Below are 22,881 nucleotides of genomic sequence, written 5' to 3' on the forward strand. Positions count from 1 at the left end.
GAGTTGAATTTTGTATAGCTAGAGTTAACCCCCCCGATCGCCATTTTGGTAAGAGCAATCGAGGGGGTTAACTATTATTTGTCAAGTATCTGAGGGTATCAAGCGGGGTCTGCTTGAGCTCGTTTTTGTAGCAAGCGGGCAATTTCAGCTTTTTCTACAAGTCCCACGAGGACGCCGTTTTCGCGAATGACGGGGAGTTCTTGGACTTTGAGTGTTTCCAGAAGGGTGACGACTTCGAGGAGGGATAATTCTGGTTTGACGGTGGTGGTAAATTCGATCGGCTTCACGAGTTCTTTAACCAAAACTTGGGGCCAGGTACCGGTGGGAATGGTTTTGATGTCGTCAAGGTCGATCGCACCTACCAATTGTCCCGCATCGTCGGTAACTAAGAACCGGCGCCATGTGTGAGTGCTACCAATCACGTAGTTGTTGGCAAATTCTCTGAGCGATAAGTTTTCTGGGACGATCGGGCTTTCGGTAGTCAAAGCATCGGCGGCTGTCAGCCCTGCGAGTTCATTTTGGACTGTGGCATATTGTGCAGATTGACCAGCATTTTGCAGCAAGAACCAACCGATTACTAAATTCCAAATATTGCCGAAGATGCCTGTAGCAATAGCGATCCAACCAATTATTTGACCGACGCGGCTAGCAAAGATTACGCCTTTGTAAGGGTTGCCGGTAATCTTCCAGACGATCGCTTTGAGGATGTTACCACCATCGAGGGGCAAACCGGGAATCAAGTTAAATAAGGCTAAAGCTAAGTTGATCGAAGCTAAAAGTCCGACGATGGCTGCTGCGGGGCCTGTGAGGGCTGCACCAACGCCAATAACTGTTAACAAACCGGACAAAAATAAGCTAACCAACGGGCCTGCAATCGCTACCCAAAATGCTTCGGCTGGCGTTTTCGATTCTCTTTCCAAATTAGCCAGTCCGCCAAACAGAAATAGCGAAATTGATTTCACGCCAATTCCCTGTTTGATGGCTACCCAACTGTGTCCTAATTCGTGGGCTAAGACGGAAGCAAATAATAGTAAGGCTGAAAATAATCCTAGCAACCACGGCGCTACAGGGCCTAATGTGGGAAACAGGCCAGCTAGTGCGCCGCCGTATTGCCAAGTTACTAAACCCAGAACTAAAAACCAAGATGCGTTGACATAAAAGGGAATTCCAAACAGGTTGCCGACGCGAAATGTACTATTCATATATGACGACCTCTGATATTATGGGCGAGAAGTTTTTTTCTCTGTTTCCTTATAGTAACGAAATGTAACTGAAATGTTAATGCTTCAATTAGGGTGTTATCCGTCTGTAGAGGTTCGGTTTGCTGAATAGTCACCGCCGGCTGCGGTTGTGGCTGCGGGGCTGCTGGAAGTTAAAAATCCCTGTCGAAAAAGCGGAAGTCATCTCTCTCAGGACAGAACATTATATTTATTTTAGTTTTAACTATAAGTTTTCAGTCCGTTCAAACCGACTTTACCTTTGAGACGGGGAATTAATTCCCTGGCGGACTATTGCACCTGTGGCAAGATATCAGTTTCAAGCAATTTTAGCTATAATTACTTACCCTAAGAATAGTTTTGGTGCTAATAATTATGCCAGAATCCTTTTTGCTCGGTCGCCTGCTGCTGCAATTCAACAGCGAAGCGAGCGATATTATTACAAACTTATCGGCTGTGGCTTTCACTCCCGACGGTCATTTGTGGCTGGGTTCTGATGAAACGACTTCGCTCGAATGTTTGTCGCCTGTATCGCCTCATGTTTTTGGAGAACATCAAAAATTTGCGATCGGGGATTTTATCGATTTATCGGACGACGACGAAATCGATATTGAAGGAATTGATTTCAGCAGCAATTGCCTTTGGTTGGTCGGTTCTCACAGCACAAAACGCAAAAAACCTAAAGGTAAAGATTCCGCAGACGATCTCGAAAGATTAGCAACAATTGAGACAGATGTCAATCGCTATTTGCTAGCAAAAGTCCCAGTGAAAGATGGGATTTTGTACAAGTCAATTTCCCATCCTGAAAATCCCAAAATTCAATTGACAGCGGGATGCCTTCAGCGGACAGAAACGGGCAATATACTAACAGATGCGCTCCAAGATGACAGCCATCTCGGCTTGTATTTTTCTGTGCCAATTCCGAGCAAAGAAAATGGTTTCGATATTGAGGGTTTTGCGGTGCGGGGGGAGAGCATTTTTCTCGGTTTGCGGGGGCCTGTGCTGCGGGGTTGGGCGATAATTTTAGAAATAGAAGTTGAAGAGACAGAACCGGGAGTTTTAAGGCTTAAGGAAATTGGGGAAGCAGGGAAATTGTACAAAAAACATTTTGTCGATTTGAACGGTTTGGGTGTGCGAGAATTGTGTTTTAATGGGGAAGATTTAATTGTTTTAGCCGGGCCGACGATGACTCTATCTGGGGCGATGAGGGTTTTTCGGTTGAGGGGAATTTTAGGGCGATCCTCTTCGAGGGCTTCGCTAACGGGCGACAGTATTACTGGGCAAGATGGGGGAAATTTGGAGGTATTGTTTGACTTGCCTTTTAATGTTGGTACGGACAATGCTGAGGGGTTGAGTTTGTTTCCCTATTTGGGGCAGGAGAATTCGTTGTTAGTCGTTTACGATTCGCCGGCTGCGAGTAGAATGGTTGGGGAAAATGCGATTTTTGCGGATATTTTTAGATTGGGTTCGTAGTGAGGAATTCAGTCCTTAGAATTAGGGAATTGGATTCCTGACTGCGAACCGAAATTTGGTTAATTGTCGATCGCATCCCCTCCCAGTGGCCTGCTGTAGCGCTTCAATTCATCAATCAATCGAGTATCGTTAGAAGCTGTTCTCGCGCCCGCTTCGGCCGCCCACCGCTTCAAATCTTCAATTTGCGATCGCGCGATCGCAGCTAAAGGTACAGTATCCTCGATCGACCTCAAAACATCCTCCGTCGTCAAATCTCGGCGCTGTCCGTTCACAAAAGTGCCAAAAGCGCGGTACAATCCATCAATCACAACTTGCTCAATTTCCGCACCGCTAAAATTCTCAGCAGACTTCGCCAAAACCTCCAAATCAAAATCGCGCAATCTAGTCGGCCGCAAACGCTGCAAATGCACTTTAAAAATATCTTGCCTTTCTGATTCCGAGGGCAAATTCAAAAAGAAAATCTCATCAAACCTGCCTTTTCTCAGCAACTCCGCCGGCAAAATCCGCACGTTATTTGCAGTTGCGACGATAAACACCGGGCTGGTTTTTTCCTGCATCCAAGTGATCAAACTGCCGAATACGCGGCGCGAAGTTCCCGAATCGCCGTCACCGCCGCTGATAATGTTGCCGAAGGCTTTATCTATTTCATCTATCCACAAGACGCAAGGAGCGATCGCCTCTGCCAATTGTATCATTTGTCGAACGCGGCTTTCGCTTTCCCCGACCACGCCGCCGAACAATCTGCCAGTATCCAAACGCAGCAGCGGCAAACGCCATTCAGAAGCAATAGTTTTCGCCGACAAAGATTTGCCCGTTCCTTGAATTCCTACTAACAAAACGCCTTTAGGATTGGGTATACCGTAGCGACGGGCTTCGTCAGTAAAAGCATCTTGCCGCATCTTTACCCACTGCTTCAAATTCTCCAATCCGCCCACATTTTTCAGGGATTCTCTATAGTTGCAAAACTCTAAAATTCCAGTTTGGCGAATTGCTTGTTGTTTCTCTTCCAAAACTCCGTCAATATCCGACTCGTTAATTTGCTGTTTTGCAGCCAAAGCTTTAGCTAAAACGCGCCCAATTCGAGCGCGGCTCAAACCTTGACAAGCTTTAACTAATTGTTCCTTTGCTAAGCCACCAACTTGCAACTGTTCCGGCTTTTCCACGACATGGGAAATTAAATGATTGATTTCTTGGATGTTCGGCAAGGGGAAATCAATTACTGTTACTTCTTCTTTCAATTCTTCTGGCAATTCTAGCGTGTGAGAAGTGAGGACGATAGTTTTTTTGCTGCGCTTCAATTCCCTGGTTAAATTGCGCAATTCCCGGACTACTGGGGCATTTTTGTCGGTGTACGGAGCTCTCAAAATTGGGTGCAGATCCCGCAGTACAAATATGGTATATTCTTCGACAGCAGTTTTGCTGATGCGATCGAGCGCCGCCATTACCGAACCTTTTCCAGAACCGTTATCTTCCCAGCCGCGCACCATATCCCAGAATAATACTCGGCGCGCGGGTGTTACTTGCAGCGCTACTTGGGCGATTACAGCTTCGACTGGTTCCTCTTCTGCGCCGACAATGTACAGCAGCGAATAGCGGGCGCGAATCATCAAATCTAGTCGCTTAATGAGTGCCTCAAAAGGGTTTTTTTGAGCGCCGTTGATGGCATCTAATTCTCTGGAATGGGGGTAAGTTTCTGTCATTTGATTTGAGATTTTAGATGTAAATTAAAGTTTATTAAATATTTTGTTTGTAGTCACGATTTTAGTCTTTTTCAACGATTTAACCGGACTAAAGGTTTGTAGTCAGGACTTTAGTCCTTGTCAACGATTTAATCGGACTAAAGTCCGTACTACGAACCTTGAAATTATAACAGAATTGTGCAGGGTTGGCTATTTTGCGGCTTTTCTGGCTTGTTTTAGCATATCAATCAGAATGTGGTGGGCATCTTCGGCATCTGCTAAAGTGCGATCGAACTTTACTCTGACAGGCACTGTTTCGCCATTTACTTCAGCGGTTAAATCCATGCCCTCGGCATCGATAGCGAGCATTTGAGCGGATGTCGCCTCTGGCTTGTCGCCGTAGGCTTGAGCGTACAAAACTACGGCGCTAGCGTGGTCTTCGTTCATGTGAGTGCAGATGCGATCGCTAATTTCGGTCGAAAACTGGTCTGACATGGGGATTCCTCATATGCAATATTGCGATCGATTGTACTGCGATTTGCGCGATCGGAGAAAGAGATTGATTCGCAGTTGACAATCAACTTCGCAATTTGCTAAGATGATCGAGTAGCCTTTAGGAAAAACAATCGATCATGAAAGAACGTATTATTCTTCAAAATTTTTATCTAGGCAATATATGCACGTTATCTCCCAATCTGCACTCAGAAAATTCTGGGAAAAGTATCCTGACGCGGAAACAAGTCTGCGGTCTTGGTACAAACTAGCGACAACAGCCCAGTGGTCAAACCTAGCTGAAGTAAAAGCAGTTTTTTCCTCAGCAGATAGAGTGGGTAACTTTACTGTCTTTAACATCAGAGGTAATAACTACAGACTGATTACCTTCATAGATTATGAATTTAAACCTAAAAAAATCTTTATTAGAGCTGTACTTACCCATGAAGAATATGACGAAGATAAATGGAAAAAATACCCGTGGTATGAATGATAATGTTATCTTCTATTAATAGTGAATAATCTTATGAACAACTCTCTTGCCTATATAGAATTGCTCACAGCGTTTCCCCCGCGACCCATCACTGCGGAGTCAGAATTAATCGCAACTCAAGAAACCATTGACTCTCTATTAGACAAAGGCGAACTAACTCCCGACGAACGCGATTATCTAAACGTACTCGGAACCCTGGTTTATGAATACGAGCAAACTTTAGAACCTATTCCTGACATTTACGGGATAGAACTGTTAAAAGCTTTGATAGTAGAATTTGATCTCCGACAAAAAGACCTCGTTCCTATTTTTAAAACTGAGTCTATTGTCTCTGATATTCTGCGTGAAAAGCGTCAACTTACAACGGAACACATACAAAAACTTGCTGAGTTTTTCTGTGTCTCGCCGGCTGCATTCTTTCCGCTACATCCAGCATCCAAGGATTCCCAACGAATAGAATTAGCGTCTACACAAACATAGTCTACACAAACATAGAATTTACGGCGAATAGAATTCGCGCCTACACAAACAAAGTCCGCCTGCGCCTACACAAACAAAGTCCGCCTGCGCGGACTAAAAGAAAATAACGGAATTTTAACCGCTCACTCTTCAACCCGCGTCGGCGGGTTTTGTTTGTATAGACGCGGTTTCAACCGCCCGGTCTTCTGGTGACTTGGTTGAATTCACCTTTGCTACGGGTAACTTGGCCACAGGTTCCAACACAGCAGGCTGCGATTTTTCCAAAGTAACTACAGGCAATTCCCCGCCATTATCTCCATTTTTGCTCGTTTGATTCCACATCATCATTCCCAGCAAACCGTCAACCAAACCGCCGCCGCTACCGTTACCGCTAACCGCAACATCTGGTACAACTCGCACATGACTATCGCCGATAATTTGCATTAACTGCAAAGCCGTATAACCGGAACCGCCCAAAGCTACAACACCCGCGCGATAAGCTTCAGCTTGAGCATTTCCCTTCACCCGAATCGACTCAGCTTCGCCTTGAGCTTGTTTGACCTGAGAATTCGCTTTTAACTCAGAAATCTTCACGCCTTGTTCGGATTTTACCATCTCTTGTTGAATCTCAGCCAGCGCTGTTTCTCTTACCAATTGTTGCCGCTGAGTTTGTGCTATTTGCTGCACCTCATAAGTCTTACATTGTTCCTCAGCAATTTTGCGATCCGTTTGAGTTTGCATCAACTCTGCGGGTGGCAAAATATCCCCGATTAAAGTATCAATTGCTTGCACGTCGTAGGTACGCAAAGCTGCTTTGATATACTCGGCGGCTTCCGCTTGTCTGCCGCTTCTGGCTGAAAGAAAATCTAATACAGAATAAGCTTGAGCCGAGTTGCGGAAGTAATTGCCGATTGTCGGCTGCAAAACGTGGTCTACTAAATTCTGCATCGAACCGACGCGAGAGATAACTTTCGGAGCATCCAAAGCTCCAACGTGAATGATTTGAGCTACTTCTAAATCGAAGGCAAAACCGTCTTGAGAACGCACGGTTAAAGATGAAAGTTTAGAGTCGTAACTGTGCCGTTCTGTTTTACCAGACCAGTTCAATACAATGTTTGTAGTCGGCACTAATTCTACTTTCAAAATGCGAGTATTTAGCGGATGTTTGCCTGGATAAAGAGGTGTCACCCATACGCCTTTGTTGCCCACATTTACTAAGTTGCCGTGGGTGAAAGCTGCGCCGCTGACATCTTCTGAGGTTTTGCCGACATAGGAAATCACGGCGCCGACATAGCCGATCGGGATTTCAGTCATTGCCACCTGGTCAACCCCGACAAACCAAGGGTTTAAGTTCCACGAACCGGACAGCAGAACCTGTTCCTGCAAACCGCGCCGCCCGCCGGCGGTGATAAATTTTTGCGCGTTTTGGAAGTTGTCGTGATTGGGAATAATTGGGCCGGCAATTTCGCCATCTTGAATCGGAACGCCGTCATAAGTTGTGACAATTCCTACTTTGTCTGGGGCGATTGTGTACAGCTTCAACTGTTCGGCTGTCATGCCGTGTTTTGTAGCATTTCCTGCTGTGATTACGGTAAATAATGCCGTGTTAATTCGATAGCTGCCGCCCGTCAAGATGCCGAGTTGCCGACCTTTTTCGCCGCCTTCTTTGAGGAATTTGCGAGCATCTTGAAAATTGTCGCATTCTGTGATTTTTCCGAGGATGCGCTGTGGCGGATTCGACTCGCCGCCTGCTGCGATAACTAAGCCAATTTCGCCTTGGGGAACTATTGTTAAAGATTCTTTGCGGACGTTGTATTGCAAAGGCCAATAACCCCAGTGCCAACCGGGAGGTAATGTATCAGCTTGATATCCAGCTTCACCGTTTAAGGCAATTAAATCTCCTGGGGGCAAAGATTTGCCGTTGAAGCTAAACTTTTTACTGACAATGCCAACTTCCCGATCGCCAATTACGACTAATCCACCAAAAAATAGCGGTAGCACTAGAATGACTATCATACTGCCGATCGCGATCGGGATAAATCCACCCGCATCGAGCTGCATTGTCTGCACCGGAACAGTGGTGCGCAACTGCCCTAACTGCAAGCTAGAATCAGGTTTTGCTGCTAGCTGAGTCGAGGAGTGATTTGCAGGGGGGATATCGCCAGCAGCTAATACCGGCGAGGGTTTCAAACTGGTTGTTACACTGAGGGCTAAAGATACCGAAATGGCGGCTGCTAACTGTTTTAAAACTCGAACTTTGAGTTGAGACTTGGGCAAAAGTGAATAAAGCATTTTTTTGATATGGGCTAATTTGTTCTATTAGCTCTAGCTTAGCTCTAATCCCAACTTCTGATGTAAAATTTAATGTCTTATTTTTCATTACTTGCAGTCATAATAGTCATATTTATCAGTGAAAATACGGATATAATTTTTCTCGTTTAGGTGAGGGATCTATGATAATTGGTAATTAGTAATTGGCAATTGGCAAGAAAGCAATCGCGCACGGGGGCAAACTCACTTGAGAACTGCTATAAGATTAAAATCAATGATGCAACAAACTGAAAAAGTAAGGACACGGCAATGCCGTGTCCCTACAGATACTCGCCTACAATAAGCAGCGGATAACTCTAGACAAACTGGCCGGTGGGATTTGTTCGCACGCGGCGAATCCCAATTACCGACGGCATCGGCGATCGGCGCGAATCATTCGAGATATTGCTCGGCCACAAACTACCACGAGAAACAGTCCGAGTTTGATTAAAAACAGCACCGTTTAAATCCAACATTTCAATTTGACGGCGCAACACAGTACCATCATCGATCGGACAATCTTCCCCCGGATGCTGCACCGCAAGCAACAGCGTATCTCCAACAAAAGTCGGCCCCGTCATTTCGCAGCGGTTCGGGCCGTGAGCAAACGGAATTACACTTCCCGCATTCGGCCCAGAAGTCGGAATGTAAAAAAGCCAATTGTTGCCGAAAACACCAGTAAAATCCGAGACATTTCCAGTTTTCTTGTGATCGATCGCAGTGGGTTTCCCAACAGCACCCACATCAAAACCGTTGTGTGTGGAAGTAGACATATCAGTCACGCCCCAAATATTGCCTTGAGGGTCAAAAACCAAATTGTCAACACTAGCAAATCCCGCCCCAGCTACTGTACCAGCTTCTCCACCTTGGGCTAAACGCTGCCAGCGGAAAGTCAAACCAGCACCATCGGCACTATCTTCAATTATTTTGTAAAGTCCTCCCGACTGCTGGGTGCTATTGAGTGCGCTGCCATATTTAGCAACAGTAAAAATGCGAGAATCTGGATAGCCATCGCTTCCCGGTGCGCCGTCAGTATATGCAATAAAAACTTCCTTCGTAGTAGGATTAACTTCCAAATCTTCCGGCCGCGCCGTCGGAGTACCACCAATCAAATTAGCAGCTAAGAAAGCATCAACTAAAACCGCACCTTGGCTGCTGTAGAAATTAGCAAGAGTTTTATTTCTGTAGCCGGGAAGTGCTGTTGCTTCATTAGTTGTATCTACTACAAAAGAACCGCCATCTTCGGTTTGACTTGCAATTCCGCTGCGTTTTGGCAAGCGAGTATTGCCATCTCTTTGAGCTTTGCCAAAACTTGCTAATTCCGCCTCGGCAACTTTTTGGGGACTCACTGGATTGGTTTGGCTATTGATTGTCAGTGGTAGCCATCTTCCCGCACCGTTGCGATTGTATTGGGCGACGTACAAAACGCCGTCTTCCAATAATTTGCTGTTGGTTTTATCTGCGGGATTTGTGACAGTACCGTTGCTGACAAATTTCCAGGTGTGTCCGCCGCGCCGATCGTCCCCCATGTACACTACTAACTTGCGGCCTGCTTCGGCGCGAAAGGCGACGTTTTCGTGGCGAAAACGGCCTAAAGCGGTGTGTTTGCGGGGGCGGAAGTTGGGATCTTGGGGATCGACTTCTACCATCCAGCCGTATTTTTCGCCCACTAAGCCGAATTCTTCGCCAGTAGTACCCTTGGGATAGCTGGTTTGGCCGCCGTTGGGTTTGATGTTTTCCTGAACTCCCACGAAGAATAGTTCGCTACCTTGGAAATTTTCTTCGGCGGAAAGGATTGTTCCCCAAGGGGTTGTGCCGCCGGAACAGTTGTATGCTGTGCCGATGATGCGGTTGCCGAGTCCGTCGCTGTTGACTTGGGCAAAAACTTGGGTGGCTGCAGGGCCGGTTCCTACCAAGAAGTTATTGTCGCCTTGTCTGGTTCCCCAGGAGGTGACATCTTTGTATTTGTCGCTGCGCTGGCTGTTGATTCCGAGGCCGGAAAGTCCGTGAATGCGTCGGTTGAGGGGATCGCGCGGAATTGCCCCAAAGCGTCCATCAGCTTGTTTGGTGATGCGGACGATCGATCCGCCGAGATTGTACAGGAATTCGCCGAGGGTAGCCTGATTTTTTACGGATAAGTCTATACCGAGGACGGCGCGATCGGTCGCTGGAAAAGATGCCACATCCGTCGGGGCTTCGGGCGCGATTTTCGACATCGGGAAGGATACGTATTCGTGGTTAACCCACAGATAGCCGTCGTCTGTGCTGCCGCGCAGGCCTACAAAGCCCGTATAGTCGTTGTTGTAGCCGAAATAATCTGCCGGATCGGGAAAAACTCGATCGCCCCAGCGGAGAATTACATAACGTTCGTATTCCGGCGGCACAACCACATCGTCAACCACGCTGTAACTGGTTAATTTCGTATCCCCTGACGCACTCATCACAGTGCCGATTCCCCCCGGCGCAGTCGGCATGAAACTCGACATTTCTCGATAAATTGGCAGCGGGTGGGGAAGTCTTAGAGGAGTGAAAGATGTTGGAAGTACAGCAACGGCATCGCTGGAATTGATGCCGAACAGTGTTTGAGTTAGCTTAGGAGCAAGCACAGTGGTAGCTGCACTGCTGCCGAAGAAAATTAGCAGTTGTCGGCGAGTTATTTTAGACATAAATTCCTTTTGATCCCAACATCCCTAGTCAGACGAGTCTTTATAGAAATTTACTACTATTAAATTAAGGATAGTTAAACTTCTGGTTAATTAAAGTAGGGGAATATTTTGGTTAAAAACACGTTAAATAAAAACGTTCGTAGTGCGGACTTTAGTCCGTGACCTATTGCGGACTGAAGTCCGCACTACGAACCATTTTTATTATGGTAATCGACCAAACACAATCTCAATCATCTCGAAAAGCCGGATCGTTTTGTCGGGATGCCGATCGACTAGGCGCTGGTACATTAATCCTTTGCGAAGGCCCGGAATTTGCGGGCGAAATATTGGGATCTATGAATCCCAGCAGCAATTTAGCATCTGCAAAATATCTCGTCCACCGTTCGATGCTCGCATCTTTCTGCCACTGGCTGCGGGATACTCTCGATCGCAAAACCGGAACTCTTTGCCGGCTGCGATCGGCTGTAACTATCACCGTAACTTCTGTTAATCCTGGATTTTCTTGAAACTCGCGGGCGATCGACAATGTGGCCAAATCTTCCGCCTGCTGCACTAAACTTGCAAAAGATTGACTGTCGTCCGAATCTAGGGTAAGATAGCTTTCCTTAGTTTCTGCTAAAGATACTGATATACTTGCGGCAAAAAAGACCGTTGCTAAAATAAAGGTTGAACATAAGCGCCGATGCAAACTCATTGTTTTTTAAACTCAATGCTAATACTTGTCAATGATAATAAACAAAATTTAACAGCCGATTAAGCTCAAATTAAAATAATATCTTGTAGTGTCAGGTTTGCCCAAAAATAGGGCTTGTAGGGGAGATAACTAAATCCATCTTCCATCTTCCATCTTCCATCTTCCATCTTCCATCTTCCATCTTCCATCTTCCATCTTCCATCTTCCTGCAATGAAATCAACAAAATGCGCGATCGCCCTCGGTAGCAACTTAGGCGACTCCCTCGCCACACTCAAAAGTGCGATCGCAACTCTCAACAATACTCCAGAAATCACAGTAAATTCTTATTCTAGTTGGTATCAAACCGCCCCCGTCGGGCCGCCACAACCCGATTATATTAATGCCTGTGCCATCCTAGAAGTTGCACTAGAACCCGAACAATTGCTAGCAACTTTATTAGAAATTGAAATAAAATTTAATCGGATTCGCCGCGAAAAATGGGGGCCGAGAACCCTCGACCTAGATTTGCTGCTGTATGATGATTTAATCCTAGACACTCCGACACTGACTTTACCTCATCCCCGGATGACCGAAAGAGCTTTTGTATTAGTACCTTTAGCCGAAATTGCGCCGGATTGGGTGCATCCTGTGACGAAAAGTACGATCGCACAACTCCTGCAAACGGTAAACTGTTCAGGAGTGGAAAAAATGAAAGTGTAGAAATTGAGCAAAATTCCGGGCTGCGATCGCCTATGATGTTTTAAATCGGTGCAATCAAACATTATTCACTTATCGCTTATGTCGATCGGTCAAGAACTACCCCAACTCCTCAAACAGCGCCTGTTTTACCAAGGGCGTAAATTCAACTTTGACGTAGCTAGCCTCCGCCTTCCCAACGGTTCCGAAGGCGACTGGGAATGTATTCGCCACCCCGGCGGAGCACTTGCAGTTCCCGTCACCCCCGAAGGTAAACTCGTCTTGGTGCGACAATACCGCTTCGCAGCCAAAGGACGGATTTTAGAATTTCCCGCAGGTACTGTCGAAAGCACTGAAAGCCCCGCCGAAACTATCAAACGCGAAATCCAAGAAGAAACCGGATATAGCGCCGGAAAATGGCGGGAATTAGGCAAATTCATGCTCGCTCCCGGTTATTCAGATGAAATAATTTATGCTTTTTTAGCACAAGATTTGGTCAAATTGGAAAAGCCACCAGCGCAAGACGATGATGAAGACATGGAGACAGTTTTATTCACTCCAGAAGAATTAGAAAAAGCGATCTTAGCTGGCGAACCAATTGATGCGAAATCTATTTCTAGCTTTTTCTTGGCGCGTCCTTTTCTGACTTGAAGCAGACCGTCCTAGACGCAGATAATCTATCTGTAAGGTGCTCTTCGGCGCACCCTACTTATTGTATAGTAGTAAGGTGCGCAGTGCGCACCCTACGGGGAACTGTATAAAGTTAAAATATAAAAAAATGTCTGATTTAATTTTATTTTGGCACCGCCGCGACTTGCGTATTTCTGACAACATCGGACTAGCCGCAGCGCGCCAGCAAAGCCCGAAAATAGTTGGAGTTTTTTGTCTGGATCGCAATATTCTCGATCGCGATGACGTAGCACCAGCCAGAGTCACATACATGATCGGCTGCTTACAAAAACTCTCCTCACGTTACAGCGAAGCAGGCAGTCAATTACTGATAATTCAAGATGATCCGATTCTAGGAATACCGAAATTAGCAACAGCGATTAATGCTAAAGCAGTATTTTGGAACTGGGATGTAGAACCCTATGCAAAAAAGCGCGATCAGTCCGTATTAAATGCCCTCGAACAAGCCGGAATTCAAGTTCAAAATTTTTGCGATCAACTCCTGCACGCCCCGGACGAAATTCGCACCGGCACAGGGAATCCCTACACAGTTTATACACCATTTTGGAAAAAATGGAACAGCAAACCGAAAGCCCAACCTGTAGAGACACTGCCGATAACTGATCTGGAATTAATGACTGGATTGACCGCAGAAGAACAAGAAATTGCTAACCAAGCAGGTGCAATTGAAACACTGCCAACGCCATCTAGTTTGGGATTTATTTGGGAAAATTCGCTGTTAATAGAACCCGGAGAAGATGCGGCGCGAGCCAAGTTGGAAGATTTTTGCGATCGGGCAATTTACCAATATCAAGAACAGCGCAATTTCCCCGCAATTAGTGGCACATCCGAACTCAGCGCCGCCCTCAAATTTGGTGCAATTGGCATCCGTACTGTTTGGCAAGCTACCCAGATAGTAATGGAAACTTGCCGCAGCGAAGAAGCCTGCACAAGCATCAGCACTTGGCAACAGGAAATAGCGTGGCGAGAATTTTACCAACACGCCATGTATAACTTCCCAGAATTAGCAGACGGGCCGTATCGTAAAGCATTCAAAGACTTTCCTTGGGAAAACGATGAAAAGCTGTTTCAAGCTTGGTGTAGGGGCAAAACTGGCTATCCAATTATCGATGCGGCAATGCGGCAGTTAAATCAGACTGGTTGGATGCACAATCGCTGTCGTATGATAGTCGCTAGTTTCCTCACGAAAGATTTAATTATTAACTGGCAGTGGGGCGAAAAATACTTCATGCAAAATTTGATTGATGGCGATCTTTCTGCTAATAATGGCGGCTGGCAGTGGAGTGCATCGAGCGGGATGGATCAGAAACCTTTGCGAATATTCAATCCCGCCAGTCAAGCTCAAAAATTTGACCCGGAAGGGGAATATATTCGGCAGTGGGTTCCAGAATTGCGCCGAGTTGATACTAAACTTTTGCTAACAGGAAATATTTCGCCTTTAGAACGCCGACTGCTTCATTATCCCGATCCGATCGTAGATCATAATGAGCAGCAACGGAAGTTTAAGGAACTTTATAAACAGCAAAAAATTGTTGAGTAGAAAATTGGGCGAATAGAATTCGCGCCTACACAGACAAAACCCGCCTCCGCGGGTTGAAGAAAGAAAGAAAACCAGGCGCATGGAATTAGTAGATGCGGTTGAAACCGCCGTCTTATCTGATCTAAATCGTATTGAGTTACAATAAAAATAAAGAAATTGGACGTTGAAATGGTAACGCTGCAATTAAGGCAAATCAGTGTACCGCCAGGACATAGACTGCTGTTGAACGATATCAACTGGCAGGAGTTTGAGGCGATTTTAGAGGAGTTGGGAGAACACCGTGGCTCTAGAATAGCTTACAGTCAAGGAACTTTGGAGATTAGGATGCCGCTACCAGAACATGAATTTAATAAATAGATCATTGGCGATATGGTCAGAATACTAATCGAAGAACTTGAAATTGACTTTGAAGCATTTGGTTCGACGACTTTTAAGCGAAAAAGTATGTTACAAGGAATTGAACCTGATAAATCTTTTTATATTCAAAATTACGCTTTAATGATTGGCAAAAAGCGCATCGACTTAACTATCGATCCTGCGCCGGATTTAGCAATTGAAGTCGATTTAACTTCTAAAAATCAATTGGATGCTTACGAGGCGTTGGGAGTCCCTGAAATCTGGCGCTATGAAAATAAAAGGCTTCAGATTAATGTGCTTGAAGATGGGAAATATGTTGAATCGGAATTTAGTCCGATATTTCCCAACTTGCCAATTATTGAAGCGATTTCTCAGTATTGCGAACAAAGTCAAACAGCGGGTACGAGTCAAACTCTCCGATTGTTTCGTAAGTGGGTTACAGAACAAATACAAAATTGATGTGAAATCCCTATTTCTGACAGCAAGGTTCCTGATTTTTTGGTATTTTTAATTTCGCTGTTGGGAAATAGAGAGAGAGTAAGGGTGTTGACCTTGAGCTCGATCGCCCACAAAGATCACATAAGTCCCCTTGTCCCCATAGCCGGAAAATTCGACATTCCCCGCACCAGCATTCGCCGGTAGCACGCAGAAACGCCCCCTCGGGCCCTGAATCATCAAACTCGGAGCTCCCGCCGTTTGTACCGCAATTTTCCAGTAAGGTAAATCCTGTGTTACTTCGATGACTTGGTTCGGCCCTTGGGCTACAAAACCGCAGTCGCCGCTATTGTTCGGGCCGCCGGAGACTCCAGAAACGCTCAGCGGTTCACGAAATCCCGGAGCAATTTGTAGCGGTTGGCTCCGAAGGGCTCCCGCAGGCGCTAAAATCATTGCTAAGGCTAAGGTGACGATCGAGCCAAAGCGTAGTCTGGGGCGATCGCAGGGATAATATATCTTCATTTTTATCCTTATTTATCCGAAATTTATCGGAACAGAATGGCTTCGGTTCTACTTCTTTGACAGTAGAAGATAATTAGGGGTTCCGAACAGGCTAATGTGACTCTTATTAATGTGACCGTCCTAAAATGATTAAAGTACAGCTAAACTAACTCCAATTTTTTTTATGAATCCTCAAAATAACTTCAATTGGCAGCAGGCGATCGGAGCACTAAAAGCTAAACTAGAGCGATCGCCCCTCATCCAACAAAATCCAAACAGCTATCAAGCCGTCGGAACCTTCTACAATCAATTTCTGGACAAGTTTCAAAAATTGCCCAAACCGGGACAGGTGGCAGTCTTTGCCGTCGGAGCGATAATTGTCCTGACAGTCTTCAATAGCATCGTACAGCTAATTTCAGCGCTGATGACTCTTGCTGTTCTCGGAGTGCTAATCTACATAGCGTACAAATTGGCAATTTCTCCTGATTCCTCCAACACTAACGACTAACAATAGGAAATTCTAAATATGGCTAGCCCAACCGCACCCGGTGGTATTAATCAACCCGATCCGTCTTGGCAGACACAATCCCAGCAAATGCCACTGCTGGTTCGCAGGTGTGGCGCTTGGGCCGTTGAAATTTCGTTAATTGCGGCCAGCGCCCTCGTTCCCTTCAGCATCGGCGCATTGGTTAACAAGGAATCTCAAACCGTGCCGCTCAATCCCTCGGTAGCAGCAGTCTCCGAAACTGTTGCTCGTGTTTTGGCTATCCCCGTGCGCGATCGCAACCCCAGAGTCGCACCCCTAACTAATCTATTCTGGTCTGGGGCACTGCTAGCACCGGCAGTTTTAGCTGCGTGGCAGTTGTTTTTGCTCGCCAGAACCGGTCAAACTCTCCCGAAACGCTGGTTTGGGGTGAAAGTTGTCACAGCGTCGGGTGTTCCTCCGGGTTTTCGGCGAGTGCTAATTCGTGAAAGTTTGGGGCGCTGGGGAGTGCCTCTGGGCTTCGCTTACGGCATTTGGCGCTTGAGTGGCGCGTTTCCAGATTTAATCATTTTAGGTGGGTTGAGCGGCTTGGCAATCCTCGCAGACGGGGCTTTTGCGTTGCGCTACAAACGGCAGTCGGGGCACGATCGCCTCGCGAATACTTTGGTCGTCAATGCTCGTGAAGCGAAGCTATCCCGTAGGGAATCGCACGAACTGTCTACAAATCCTGTCAAAAGTCAAGAATGGACTGAGGAAGATGCCCAAATTGCGGCTTTGGTTTTGACTCCCGAAACTGGGGTGAAGGAATATCCCAGTTTGTGGAATTGGATGCGCCAACATCCAGGCACAACTTTAGTAATAGTTACCATCGGCGGCGCGGGATTGATTTTAAGTTTGTTTGTTGGCACTTTGATCTACACTCAAACTCAAGCAAATATGCGGGATTCTCGGCAGCGGAATGACGAATTATTTGTGGCTTTAGTGAATAAATTGTCTCCGACTTCGGCTAGCGGGACATCGGGGAGGCGATCGGCAATTTTGGCTTTGGGCGCCGTGGAAGACTCCCGCGCCGTACCGCTGTTAGCCGATTTGCTGGCTCAAGAAGAGAGCCGCCCGATGTTGGACGCGATCCAGCAAGCTTTAGTTAGTACCGGCCCGAAAGCTTTGCCTGACTTGCGGCGGTTGAATCTAGCTCTTAGCAATGACCTCGAATCCCTGCGATTTGGGGGGAAAACCCCGGAACGAGAGTTAGCAGCCACTCGCCAAAGAACAGTGCAAAGGGCGATCGGCAAAATTCTCACAGTGTATAGCAGCCAGCTCAACGGCGCGGATTTGAGCCGCACAGATTTAAGTCAAAGTCCTGCGGGCCCAGGTCAGTTTACTTTAGTATTAGACAAAGTTGACTTGTCAGGAATTAAGCTCAGAAAAACCAATTTAACCAATGCCAGCTTGCAGGGAACTCGCTTTTATGGAACTGGCGAAGACAGGCGACCTGGTACATTTGACGATTGGATTTCTGACTTAAGCGAAGCTAATTTTGAGGGAGCAAATTTAACCGGAGGATCTTTGAACAGTGCAGTAATGAACCGCACTACTTTTGTGCGCGCTGTCCTGAACAAAGCTAATTTCTCAAGCGGAAGTTTGACTGGAGCTAATTTTAGTAGTGCTCTATTAATTGGAGCAAACTTGCAGCAAGCAATGTTAAAAGAGGCAAGTTTTACTGGTGCAGATATCGGCAGCGCTAATTTTTCGGGAGCAAATTTGGAAGGCGCGCGTTTAGCCAAAGTGAAGGCTCAAGGCGCTCAATTGTCCTTGACAAACTTGTCTAAATCGGAATGGCAAGGTGCTGATTTATCTGGTGCTGATTTATCTGGTGCAAATTTACAAAATGCTGATTTGAGTTCAGCTAAACTCGCCAACGCGAATTTAAAAGACGCTCGGTTGCAAGATGCTAATTTGCGGAATGCGGACGTGAGTTCGGTTGATTTCCGGGGCGCGAATTTAGCTGGAGTGAATTTTCAAAGCGCTGTGTTTCTGGGGAAGGCGACTTCGGATCAGTTTATTCAAAGTCCTGTCGGTAGCAAATCGGGTCGATTCCAAGGAGTTAATTTTGGGGAGGCTAAGAATTTAGATCAAAGTCAAATTGCTTATATTTGTTTGCAGGGTGGGAATCATCCGAAGTGCCCGACGAAATAGTATCAAATCCGTTGGCATCGGAATTATTAGTAGCTGAAGGAGACGGCAGTGCCGTCTCCTTACAATTAATCACGGTAGGGAGACGGTACTACCTTGGACTCTATATCATAAGGAGTGTAACCGGAATTTATGTAAAATACCAAAACCCCGACTTCTTCAAAAAATCGGGGTTCTAAAGTGCGAGATTTTGTAATTAGTTGATATTATCAGGATCTATCCCCAACTCTCGCAATCGTTCAGCTAGGCGATCGGCGCGCTGGGATTCCTGTTGTGCACGTTGGGATTCCTGTTGTGCGCGTTGCGATTCCTGTTGGAGACGTTGCGCTGATTCCTTCACCTGTTCTTCAGGAGTCAAATAACGTTTTCCATCAGCATCGTACCAATACAACCACTCCCTTGTCACCCCAGAATAATTGCCCCTTTCACAGCCAATTCCCAAACCAATCTCTGGCATCCAAACTAGATTTTCTGGCTGTAACTCATAGGAACCATTGACTAACTTATATACTTCCAAACGGGGTTTACGTCGGCGGCGGGAAGAATAAATGACGTAATAAAGTACGCCTAACCTTTGATATTCTTCCAACTTGGCGGTGTATTCCTTGCGAGGAGTCGGGGAAACAACTTCCAGTACAAAACTGGGCATGACCTTTTCCTCCCACACCACATAACTTGGACGCAATTCTTCATCATAAAACCGTTGCACCCCTAAACTCAAGAAGGCATCTGGCACAATCGGAGGTTTTTCGGGGTGATGGTAAAGACCCATATCTATACCAAAAAACCAGTCCATGCGTTCCCCCCAAAGTATGAGCAATATTGCTTTTAGCAATCCTGGGATTAATTCTTGCAGTTCGTTATCCACTGGTGTTTCATCTGAGTCTGGTAGTTCGTCGGCTGAGGGCCAGTGCTTCGGAAAGTTGTAATCTAACATGGCGGCTTTTCTCGAAACTCACTAATATTATAGCATTCACTTGTTTGGTGTTTTTTGGGAATTTGGTTGAGATTTTAACGAACCGCGAAGACGCGAAGGAAGAGAATCAAAAAGAAGAAGATAGATCAAATCGTGTTCGGTGGCATTTTTATTGTTTGTCTCTTCGGACACTTGAAGCTGTCGGACACAATCTAAGCCACTTAATTTGAAATAATTTTTGTAAAGATCGGCTGAGAGTTGCCCGATCGCCTATACTAAGCTAATCATTCGGTTCTAATGGGGAGCAGCCATTAGAGGAAACGGGGAAAGTTCGGTGTAAGTCCGGCGCTGTCCCGCAACTGTAATGAAAGCCATGTCGCTTTCTAAGTCAGGATGCCCGCCGATGTGTTTGTTTACATAGTTTCATCTGCGAGGTTCAGCGTGAAGGCCAGAAATCGGAAATTAGTCAGCCTGGGATTGATGGCTGGCTTAAGTTGTTATATTGTCCTCGGTTCGGCAACCCCCGCCGCAGCTATGCACATTTCGGAAGGTTTTTTGCCGGTGCAATGGGCGGCGTTTTGGTGGATAGTGGCGTTACCTTTTTTTCTAGTTGGTTTGCGATCGATCGCCCGCATTACAAAAGAACACCCGGAACTTAAACTGCTGTTAGCTTTGGCGGGTGCGTTTACTTTTGTGCTTTCTGCTTTAAAAATTCCTTCGGTAACGGGCAGTTGTTCTCACCCGACGGGTACTGGTTTGGGTGCGATTTTGTTCGGCCCTTCGGTGATGGCTGTACTCGGCGCTTTAGTGCTGCTTTTTCAAGCGGTTTTGTTGGCCCACGGCGGCTTGACAACCCTGGGAGCAAATATGTTTTCGATGGCGATTGTTGGCCCTTTTGCTGCGTATTTTGTCTATCATTTGCTGTTGCGAACTGGTAGTCAGCGGGCGGCAATTTTTTGTGCTTCGGCTTTGGCAGATTTGCTGACTTATGTGATGACTTCGATTCAATTAGCATTGGCTTTTCCCGCAGCAAGCGGCGGTTTTATGGCTTCGTTTCTCAAGTTTGCTAGCATCTTTGCTATTACTCAAGTACCCCTGGCGATTAGCGAGGGATTGCTGACTGTATTAGTCTGGAATTGGCTGCATTCCTACGGAAAGCCGGAGTTGGAAACTTTGAAATTATTGAGACAGGAGTCATAAAGTCGTGAATCAAAAGCCTACAAAAAATCAGCAAGCTAGTTCGCTACAAAATTGGTTATTGGCTGGTGCTGTGGTTGTTCTTGCTGTTATTCCTCTGGTGTTTGTGCGGGGTGAATACGGCGGCGCGGATGACCAAGCTGAAAAAGCAATTAGCGAAATTCAACCGGGGTATGAACCTTGGTTCAATCACTTCTTTGAACCGGCGAGCGGCGAAATTGAAAGTTTGCTGTTTGCGTCTCAAGCGGCGATGGGGGCTGGCGTAATTGGCTACGTGATTGGGTTGTATAAAGGCCGATCGCAATCTCAGCAGAATTCCGATCGCAAAACCTTGGAATGAACCATCAAATTGATAGTCTGGCTTATACAAATCGCTTGCGCGGTTTGCCGCCCTCTCACAAACTATCATTTGCGATCGCCCTTTTAATCCTGTCTCTAGTTTCCCATGCAGCGGTGCAGTTGTCGATCGCCCTGTGGTTGACAATCTGGATCGTCGTTTATGCCGGAATTCCGGCGAAACTCTATCTGCGGTTGCTGTCTGTACCGCTGGTGTTTTTGCTGACAAGTTTGCCTGCTTTGGCGATGGGTGCCGTTGCGGGCGATCGCATCCCGGAAATTCAGTGGGATATTTGGCAAGGTTGGGGAATTAGCATCGGCACTTTTTATATCTATGTGAGTCGCACTGGAATATACCAAGTGAGCTTGCTGTTTGCCCGCGCCTTCGCATCCACAAGCTGTATGTACTTCATCCTGTTGACAGTACCATTTACCGAAATATTGCAGATTCTGAGACAATTACGCTGTCCAGAGTTAGTCACAGAACTGCTATTACTAATGTACCGCTTTATTTTTAGCTTATTGGCGATCGCCGATGAACTTTGGACAGCCCAAAACTCCCGCTGCGGCTACCGCACTTGGAAGCGGGGAATGCACAGCTTAGGCATTTTAATCGGTCAATTGCTGCTGCGAACTTTAGAAAACTACCGTCAAGTTTCCCTGACTTTAGCCTCGCGCGGCTTCAACGGAGAACTCCGCGTTTGGAATTCCTACCCTTACAAACCCTCGCGCAGATATACATTTGAAGCCGTGTTTGGCTGCACGGTTTTAACCCTGTTAAGTATTGTCAGGATACCGGGCGGTTGAAACCGCGTTTGTACAGAATCGGCGGTTAAAACCGCGTCTATACAGACAAAACCTGCCTCCGCAGGTTAAAGAATCGGCGGTTAAAACCGCGTCTATACAGACAAAACCTGCCTCCGCAGGTTAAAGAATCGGCGGTTAAAACCATCTTATTTTCTTCAGTCCGCGGAGGCGGACATTGTTTGTGTAGACGCGGTTTCAACCGCCGTCTCATCTCGGACTTTGTGTAGATGCGGTTTCAACCGTACGTCCCATCTTTGTGACAAAACCATAATATGACTTTTATGAACTAAACCAATGAATTATATGAATTGACCTTACTAGAAATCTATTGAATAATAGCAATCAATAGCTACTCAGTAGGAATCATCTCATGAACAAACAGCAGTTAAAAAAAATAACTTATTTTATCACCACATTATTCACCGTATTTCTGGTCACAGTCACTCATGCAGCCGCCCAACAACTACCATTTTACTGGGAGAATATCAACGTCCTAATCGACGTTCAGACCAACGGAGATATGTTAGTCACCGAAACACAAAAATATGTATTCACAGCCGACTACAACACTCAACGATATCGCTATATTCCTTTAGATAAAGTCGATGAAATCAAAGATGTGACAGTTGCCGAAAATAATCAAAAGATCGCCAGTACAACTGGGATTGAAAATAATCAGCTTTGGATTCGTTGGCAACATCAATTAAAAGCGCCAGAATCACATACTTTTGTTATCAAATATCGCGTAGTAGGTGGATTGCAGCTAGATGGCGAGAATACTCAAGTTTACTGGAAAGCCATTTCATCAGGTCGTAAAGCCCCGATCAATGCCGCAAAAGTTAGAGTAAAATTACCAGAAGCTTTGTCAGGTAAAGTTCTATCGTTTACGAATTTTGGCACACCAGCTATCCCTAGTCAAGTAGATGCTAAAACCTATGAATTTGTAGCAAGTCAGCCTGTGCTACCGGAACAAGAATTAGAAGTACAAATTGCCTTTCCCCAGCCAATTCTTAATGTGCCTCAACCTCGTTGGCAACAAACTGGCAATCAATCTCAATCTTCTTCGGGAGAAGTGGAATTGTTCACAAAAGAATATTGGTTAGTATTTTTATTCCTTATATAGCAATCCTAAATCATTTTCTATGTATAGGTGTACTGATGGATTTTGGGGAAATCAAATTTATGTTCCTTTGTGAAAAACTCAAACAAAAATTTAATTATCTTAAAAGACTTACATAAATACCAATACTTTCGTAAAAAATTTTT

Annotated in this window: 22 protein-coding genes and 1 riboswitch; of the genes, 14 read left to right on the forward strand and 8 right to left on the reverse strand. The window is 45.8% G+C overall.

All coding sequences use genetic code 11. From position 1 onward, the window contains the following. Nucleotides 1-98: 98 nt before the first annotated feature. Nucleotides 99-1,202, reverse strand: a complete 1,104-nt coding sequence (locus QUB66_RS17215; RefSeq protein WP_265240043.1) for a site-2 protease family protein — start codon at nt 1,200-1,202, stop codon at nt 99-101. A gap of 390 nt (nt 1,203-1,592) precedes the next feature. Here QUB66_RS17215 and QUB66_RS17220 point away from each other — a divergent pair, with 390 nt between their 5' ends. Further along, nucleotides 1,593-2,690, forward strand: a complete 1,098-nt coding sequence (locus tag QUB66_RS17220) for a DUF3616 domain-containing protein (RefSeq protein ID WP_332968950.1) — start codon at nt 1,593-1,595, stop codon at nt 2,688-2,690. 59 nt (nt 2,691-2,749) lie between these two features. On the opposite strand, the gene QUB66_RS17225 is transcribed toward QUB66_RS17220, so the two are convergent. Together QUB66_RS17225 and QUB66_RS17230 are read right to left on the reverse strand one after the other, a co-directional pair. After that, entirely contained in the window at nt 2,750-4,390 is a 1,641-nt protein-coding gene (locus tag QUB66_RS17225) for an AAA family ATPase (protein ID WP_332968951.1), read from the reverse strand. Nucleotides 4,391-4,579: 189 nt separating this feature from the next. Beyond that, nucleotides 4,580-4,864, reverse strand: a complete 285-nt coding sequence (locus tag QUB66_RS17230) for a DUF2470 domain-containing protein (RefSeq protein WP_332968952.1) — start codon at nt 4,862-4,864, stop codon at nt 4,580-4,582. A 181-nt stretch (nt 4,865-5,045) separates the two neighbouring features. On the opposite strand from QUB66_RS17230, the gene QUB66_RS17235 reads away from it, so the two are divergent. Continuing rightward, the gene (locus tag QUB66_RS17235) at nt 5,046-5,354 is read left to right on the forward strand and encodes a type II toxin-antitoxin system HigB family toxin (RefSeq protein ID WP_332968953.1); all 309 of its coding nucleotides are present in this window, start codon (nt 5,046-5,048) and stop codon (nt 5,352-5,354) included. A gap of 33 nt (nt 5,355-5,387) precedes the next feature. Further along, nucleotides 5,388-5,834, forward strand: coding sequence for a helix-turn-helix domain-containing protein (locus QUB66_RS17240; protein ID WP_265240048.1), 447 nt, complete (start codon nt 5,388-5,390; stop codon nt 5,832-5,834). 129 nt (nt 5,835-5,963) lie between these two features. On the opposite strand, the gene QUB66_RS17245 is transcribed toward QUB66_RS17240, so the two are convergent. The 3 genes from QUB66_RS17245 to QUB66_RS17255 form a co-directional block, all read right to left on the reverse strand. Beyond that, nucleotides 5,964-8,105: an SPFH domain-containing protein gene (locus QUB66_RS17245; protein ID WP_332968955.1), complete on the reverse strand. Its 2,142-nt coding sequence runs from the start codon at nt 8,103-8,105 to the stop codon at nt 5,964-5,966. Nucleotides 8,106-8,440: 335 nt separating this feature from the next. Further along, nucleotides 8,441-10,789: a PhoX family protein gene (locus QUB66_RS17250; protein WP_332968956.1), complete on the reverse strand. Its 2,349-nt coding sequence runs from the start codon at nt 10,787-10,789 to the stop codon at nt 8,441-8,443. 226 nt (nt 10,790-11,015) lie between these two features. Further along, a complete protein-coding gene (locus QUB66_RS17255; protein ID WP_332968958.1) occupies nt 11,016-11,483 on the reverse strand; it encodes a hypothetical protein in 468 nt (155 codons plus the stop codon). A 211-nt stretch (nt 11,484-11,694) separates the two neighbouring features. Here QUB66_RS17255 and folK point away from each other — a divergent pair, with 211 nt between their 5' ends. From folK to QUB66_RS17280, 5 genes are all read left to right on the forward strand, one after another. Beyond that, on the forward strand, nt 11,695-12,183 hold the full coding sequence (folK, locus tag QUB66_RS17260; RefSeq protein ID WP_332968959.1) for a 2-amino-4-hydroxy-6-hydroxymethyldihydropteridine diphosphokinase: 489 nt from the start codon (nt 11,695-11,697) through the stop codon (nt 12,181-12,183). Nucleotides 12,184-12,261: 78 nt separating this feature from the next. Further along, nucleotides 12,262-12,810, forward strand: coding sequence for an NUDIX hydrolase (locus tag QUB66_RS17265; RefSeq protein WP_332968961.1), 549 nt, complete (start codon nt 12,262-12,264; stop codon nt 12,808-12,810). 127 nt (nt 12,811-12,937) lie between these two features. Then, entirely contained in the window at nt 12,938-14,389 is a 1,452-nt protein-coding gene (locus QUB66_RS17270; RefSeq protein ID WP_332968962.1) for an FAD-binding domain-containing protein, read from the forward strand. 168 nt (nt 14,390-14,557) lie between these two features. After that, nucleotides 14,558-14,746 carry a hypothetical protein gene (locus QUB66_RS17275; RefSeq protein ID WP_332968964.1) on the forward strand — a complete coding sequence of 63 codons (189 nt, stop codon included), beginning with the start codon at nt 14,558-14,560 and terminating at the stop codon, nt 14,744-14,746. 12 nt (nt 14,747-14,758) lie between these two features. Beyond that, on the forward strand, nt 14,759-15,205 hold the full coding sequence (locus QUB66_RS17280; RefSeq protein ID WP_332968965.1) for a Uma2 family endonuclease: 447 nt from the start codon (nt 14,759-14,761) through the stop codon (nt 15,203-15,205). 48 nt (nt 15,206-15,253) lie between these two features. On the opposite strand, the gene QUB66_RS17285 is transcribed toward QUB66_RS17280, so the two are convergent. Beyond that, complete coding sequence (locus tag QUB66_RS17285; RefSeq protein ID WP_332968966.1) at nt 15,254-15,703, reverse strand: hypothetical protein; 450 nt, start codon at nt 15,701-15,703, stop codon at nt 15,254-15,256. 163 nt (nt 15,704-15,866) lie between these two features. Between QUB66_RS17285 and QUB66_RS17290 the strand changes: the two genes are divergently transcribed. Beyond that, nucleotides 15,867-16,190 carry a hypothetical protein gene (locus QUB66_RS17290; RefSeq protein ID WP_106150930.1) on the forward strand — a complete coding sequence of 108 codons (324 nt, stop codon included), beginning with the start codon at nt 15,867-15,869 and terminating at the stop codon, nt 16,188-16,190. A gap of 18 nt (nt 16,191-16,208) precedes the next feature. Continuing rightward, entirely contained in the window at nt 16,209-18,362 is a 2,154-nt protein-coding gene (locus QUB66_RS17295) for a pentapeptide repeat-containing protein (RefSeq protein ID WP_332968968.1), read from the forward strand. Between the two features lie 193 nt (nt 18,363-18,555). On the opposite strand, the gene QUB66_RS17300 is transcribed toward QUB66_RS17295, so the two are convergent. Further along, nucleotides 18,556-19,296 carry a Uma2 family endonuclease gene (locus QUB66_RS17300; RefSeq protein WP_265240060.1) on the reverse strand — a complete coding sequence of 247 codons (741 nt, stop codon included), beginning with the start codon at nt 19,294-19,296 and terminating at the stop codon, nt 18,556-18,558. Between the two features lie 251 nt (nt 19,297-19,547). Continuing rightward, nucleotides 19,548-19,694: riboswitch (cobalamin riboswitch) on the forward strand. A gap of 61 nt (nt 19,695-19,755) precedes the next feature. Between QUB66_RS17300 and QUB66_RS17305 the strand changes: the two genes are divergently transcribed. The 4 genes from QUB66_RS17305 (at nt 19,756) to QUB66_RS17320 (ending at nt 22,738) form a co-directional block, all read left to right on the forward strand. Next, nucleotides 19,756-20,475, forward strand: coding sequence for an energy-coupling factor ABC transporter permease (locus QUB66_RS17305; protein WP_332968978.1), 720 nt, complete (start codon nt 19,756-19,758; stop codon nt 20,473-20,475). Between the two features lie 4 nt (nt 20,476-20,479). Next, the gene (locus tag QUB66_RS17310; protein WP_332968970.1) at nt 20,480-20,812 is read left to right on the forward strand and encodes an energy-coupling factor ABC transporter substrate-binding protein; all 333 of its coding nucleotides are present in this window, start codon (nt 20,480-20,482) and stop codon (nt 20,810-20,812) included. Next, nucleotides 20,809-21,615 (forward strand): cobalt ECF transporter T component CbiQ, encoded by an 807-nt coding sequence (cbiQ, locus tag QUB66_RS17315; protein WP_265240062.1) that lies wholly within the window; start codon nt 20,809-20,811, stop codon nt 21,613-21,615. The genes QUB66_RS17310 and cbiQ overlap by 4 nt, the downstream gene beginning before the upstream one ends. A 370-nt stretch (nt 21,616-21,985) precedes the next feature. Continuing rightward, a complete protein-coding gene (locus QUB66_RS17320) occupies nt 21,986-22,738 on the forward strand; it encodes a DUF2207 domain-containing protein (protein ID WP_332968973.1) in 753 nt (250 codons plus the stop codon). The last annotated feature ends 143 nt before the right edge of the window (nt 22,739-22,881 follow it).

It is taken from the genome of Microcoleus sp. A2-C3 (assembly GCF_036706065.1).
Classification (GTDB): domain Bacteria; phylum Cyanobacteriota; class Cyanobacteriia; order Cyanobacteriales; family Microcoleaceae; genus Microcoleus.

Coding starts and splice junctions, on each gene's coding strand:
- QUB66_RS17250 (WP_332968956.1), bottom strand. CDS start 10,789: ATGTCTAAAATAACTCGCCGACAACTGCTAATTTTCTTCGGCAGCAGT.
- QUB66_RS17225 (WP_332968951.1), bottom strand. CDS start 4,390: ATGACAGAAACTTACCCCCATTCCAGAGAATTAGATGCCATCAACGGC.
- QUB66_RS17265 (WP_332968961.1), top strand. CDS start 12,262: ATGTCGATCGGTCAAGAACTACCCCAACTCCTCAAACAGCGCCTGTTT.
- QUB66_RS17320 (WP_332968973.1), top strand. CDS start 21,986: ATGAACAAACAGCAGTTAAAAAAAATAACTTATTTTATCACCACATTA.
- QUB66_RS17220 (WP_332968950.1), top strand. CDS start 1,593: ATGCCAGAATCCTTTTTGCTCGGTCGCCTGCTGCTGCAATTCAACAGC.
- QUB66_RS17270 (WP_332968962.1), top strand. CDS start 12,938: ATGTCTGATTTAATTTTATTTTGGCACCGCCGCGACTTGCGTATTTCT.
- QUB66_RS17295 (WP_332968968.1), top strand. CDS start 16,209: ATGGCTAGCCCAACCGCACCCGGTGGTATTAATCAACCCGATCCGTCT.
- QUB66_RS17255 (WP_332968958.1), bottom strand. CDS start 11,483: ATGAGTTTGCATCGGCGCTTATGTTCAACCTTTATTTTAGCAACGGTC.
- QUB66_RS17285 (WP_332968966.1), bottom strand. CDS start 15,703: ATGAAGATATATTATCCCTGCGATCGCCCCAGACTACGCTTTGGCTCG.
- folK (WP_332968959.1), top strand. CDS start 11,695: ATGAAATCAACAAAATGCGCGATCGCCCTCGGTAGCAACTTAGGCGAC.
- QUB66_RS17230 (WP_332968952.1), bottom strand. CDS start 4,864: ATGTCAGACCAGTTTTCGACCGAAATTAGCGATCGCATCTGCACTCAC.
- QUB66_RS17305 (WP_332968978.1), top strand. CDS start 19,756: ATGGCTGGCTTAAGTTGTTATATTGTCCTCGGTTCGGCAACCCCCGCC.
- QUB66_RS17280 (WP_332968965.1), top strand. CDS start 14,759: ATGGTCAGAATACTAATCGAAGAACTTGAAATTGACTTTGAAGCATTT.
- cbiQ (WP_265240062.1), top strand. CDS start 20,809: ATGAACCATCAAATTGATAGTCTGGCTTATACAAATCGCTTGCGCGGT.
- QUB66_RS17275 (WP_332968964.1), top strand. CDS start 14,558: ATGGTAACGCTGCAATTAAGGCAAATCAGTGTACCGCCAGGACATAGA.
- QUB66_RS17245 (WP_332968955.1), bottom strand. CDS start 8,105: ATGCTTTATTCACTTTTGCCCAAGTCTCAACTCAAAGTTCGAGTTTTA.
- QUB66_RS17290 (WP_106150930.1), top strand. CDS start 15,867: ATGAATCCTCAAAATAACTTCAATTGGCAGCAGGCGATCGGAGCACTA.
- QUB66_RS17215 (WP_265240043.1), bottom strand. CDS start 1,202: ATGAATAGTACATTTCGCGTCGGCAACCTGTTTGGAATTCCCTTTTAT.
- QUB66_RS17235 (WP_332968953.1), top strand. CDS start 5,046: ATGCACGTTATCTCCCAATCTGCACTCAGAAAATTCTGGGAAAAGTAT.
- QUB66_RS17300 (WP_265240060.1), bottom strand. CDS start 19,296: ATGTTAGATTACAACTTTCCGAAGCACTGGCCCTCAGCCGACGAACTA.
- QUB66_RS17240 (WP_265240048.1), top strand. CDS start 5,388: ATGAACAACTCTCTTGCCTATATAGAATTGCTCACAGCGTTTCCCCCG.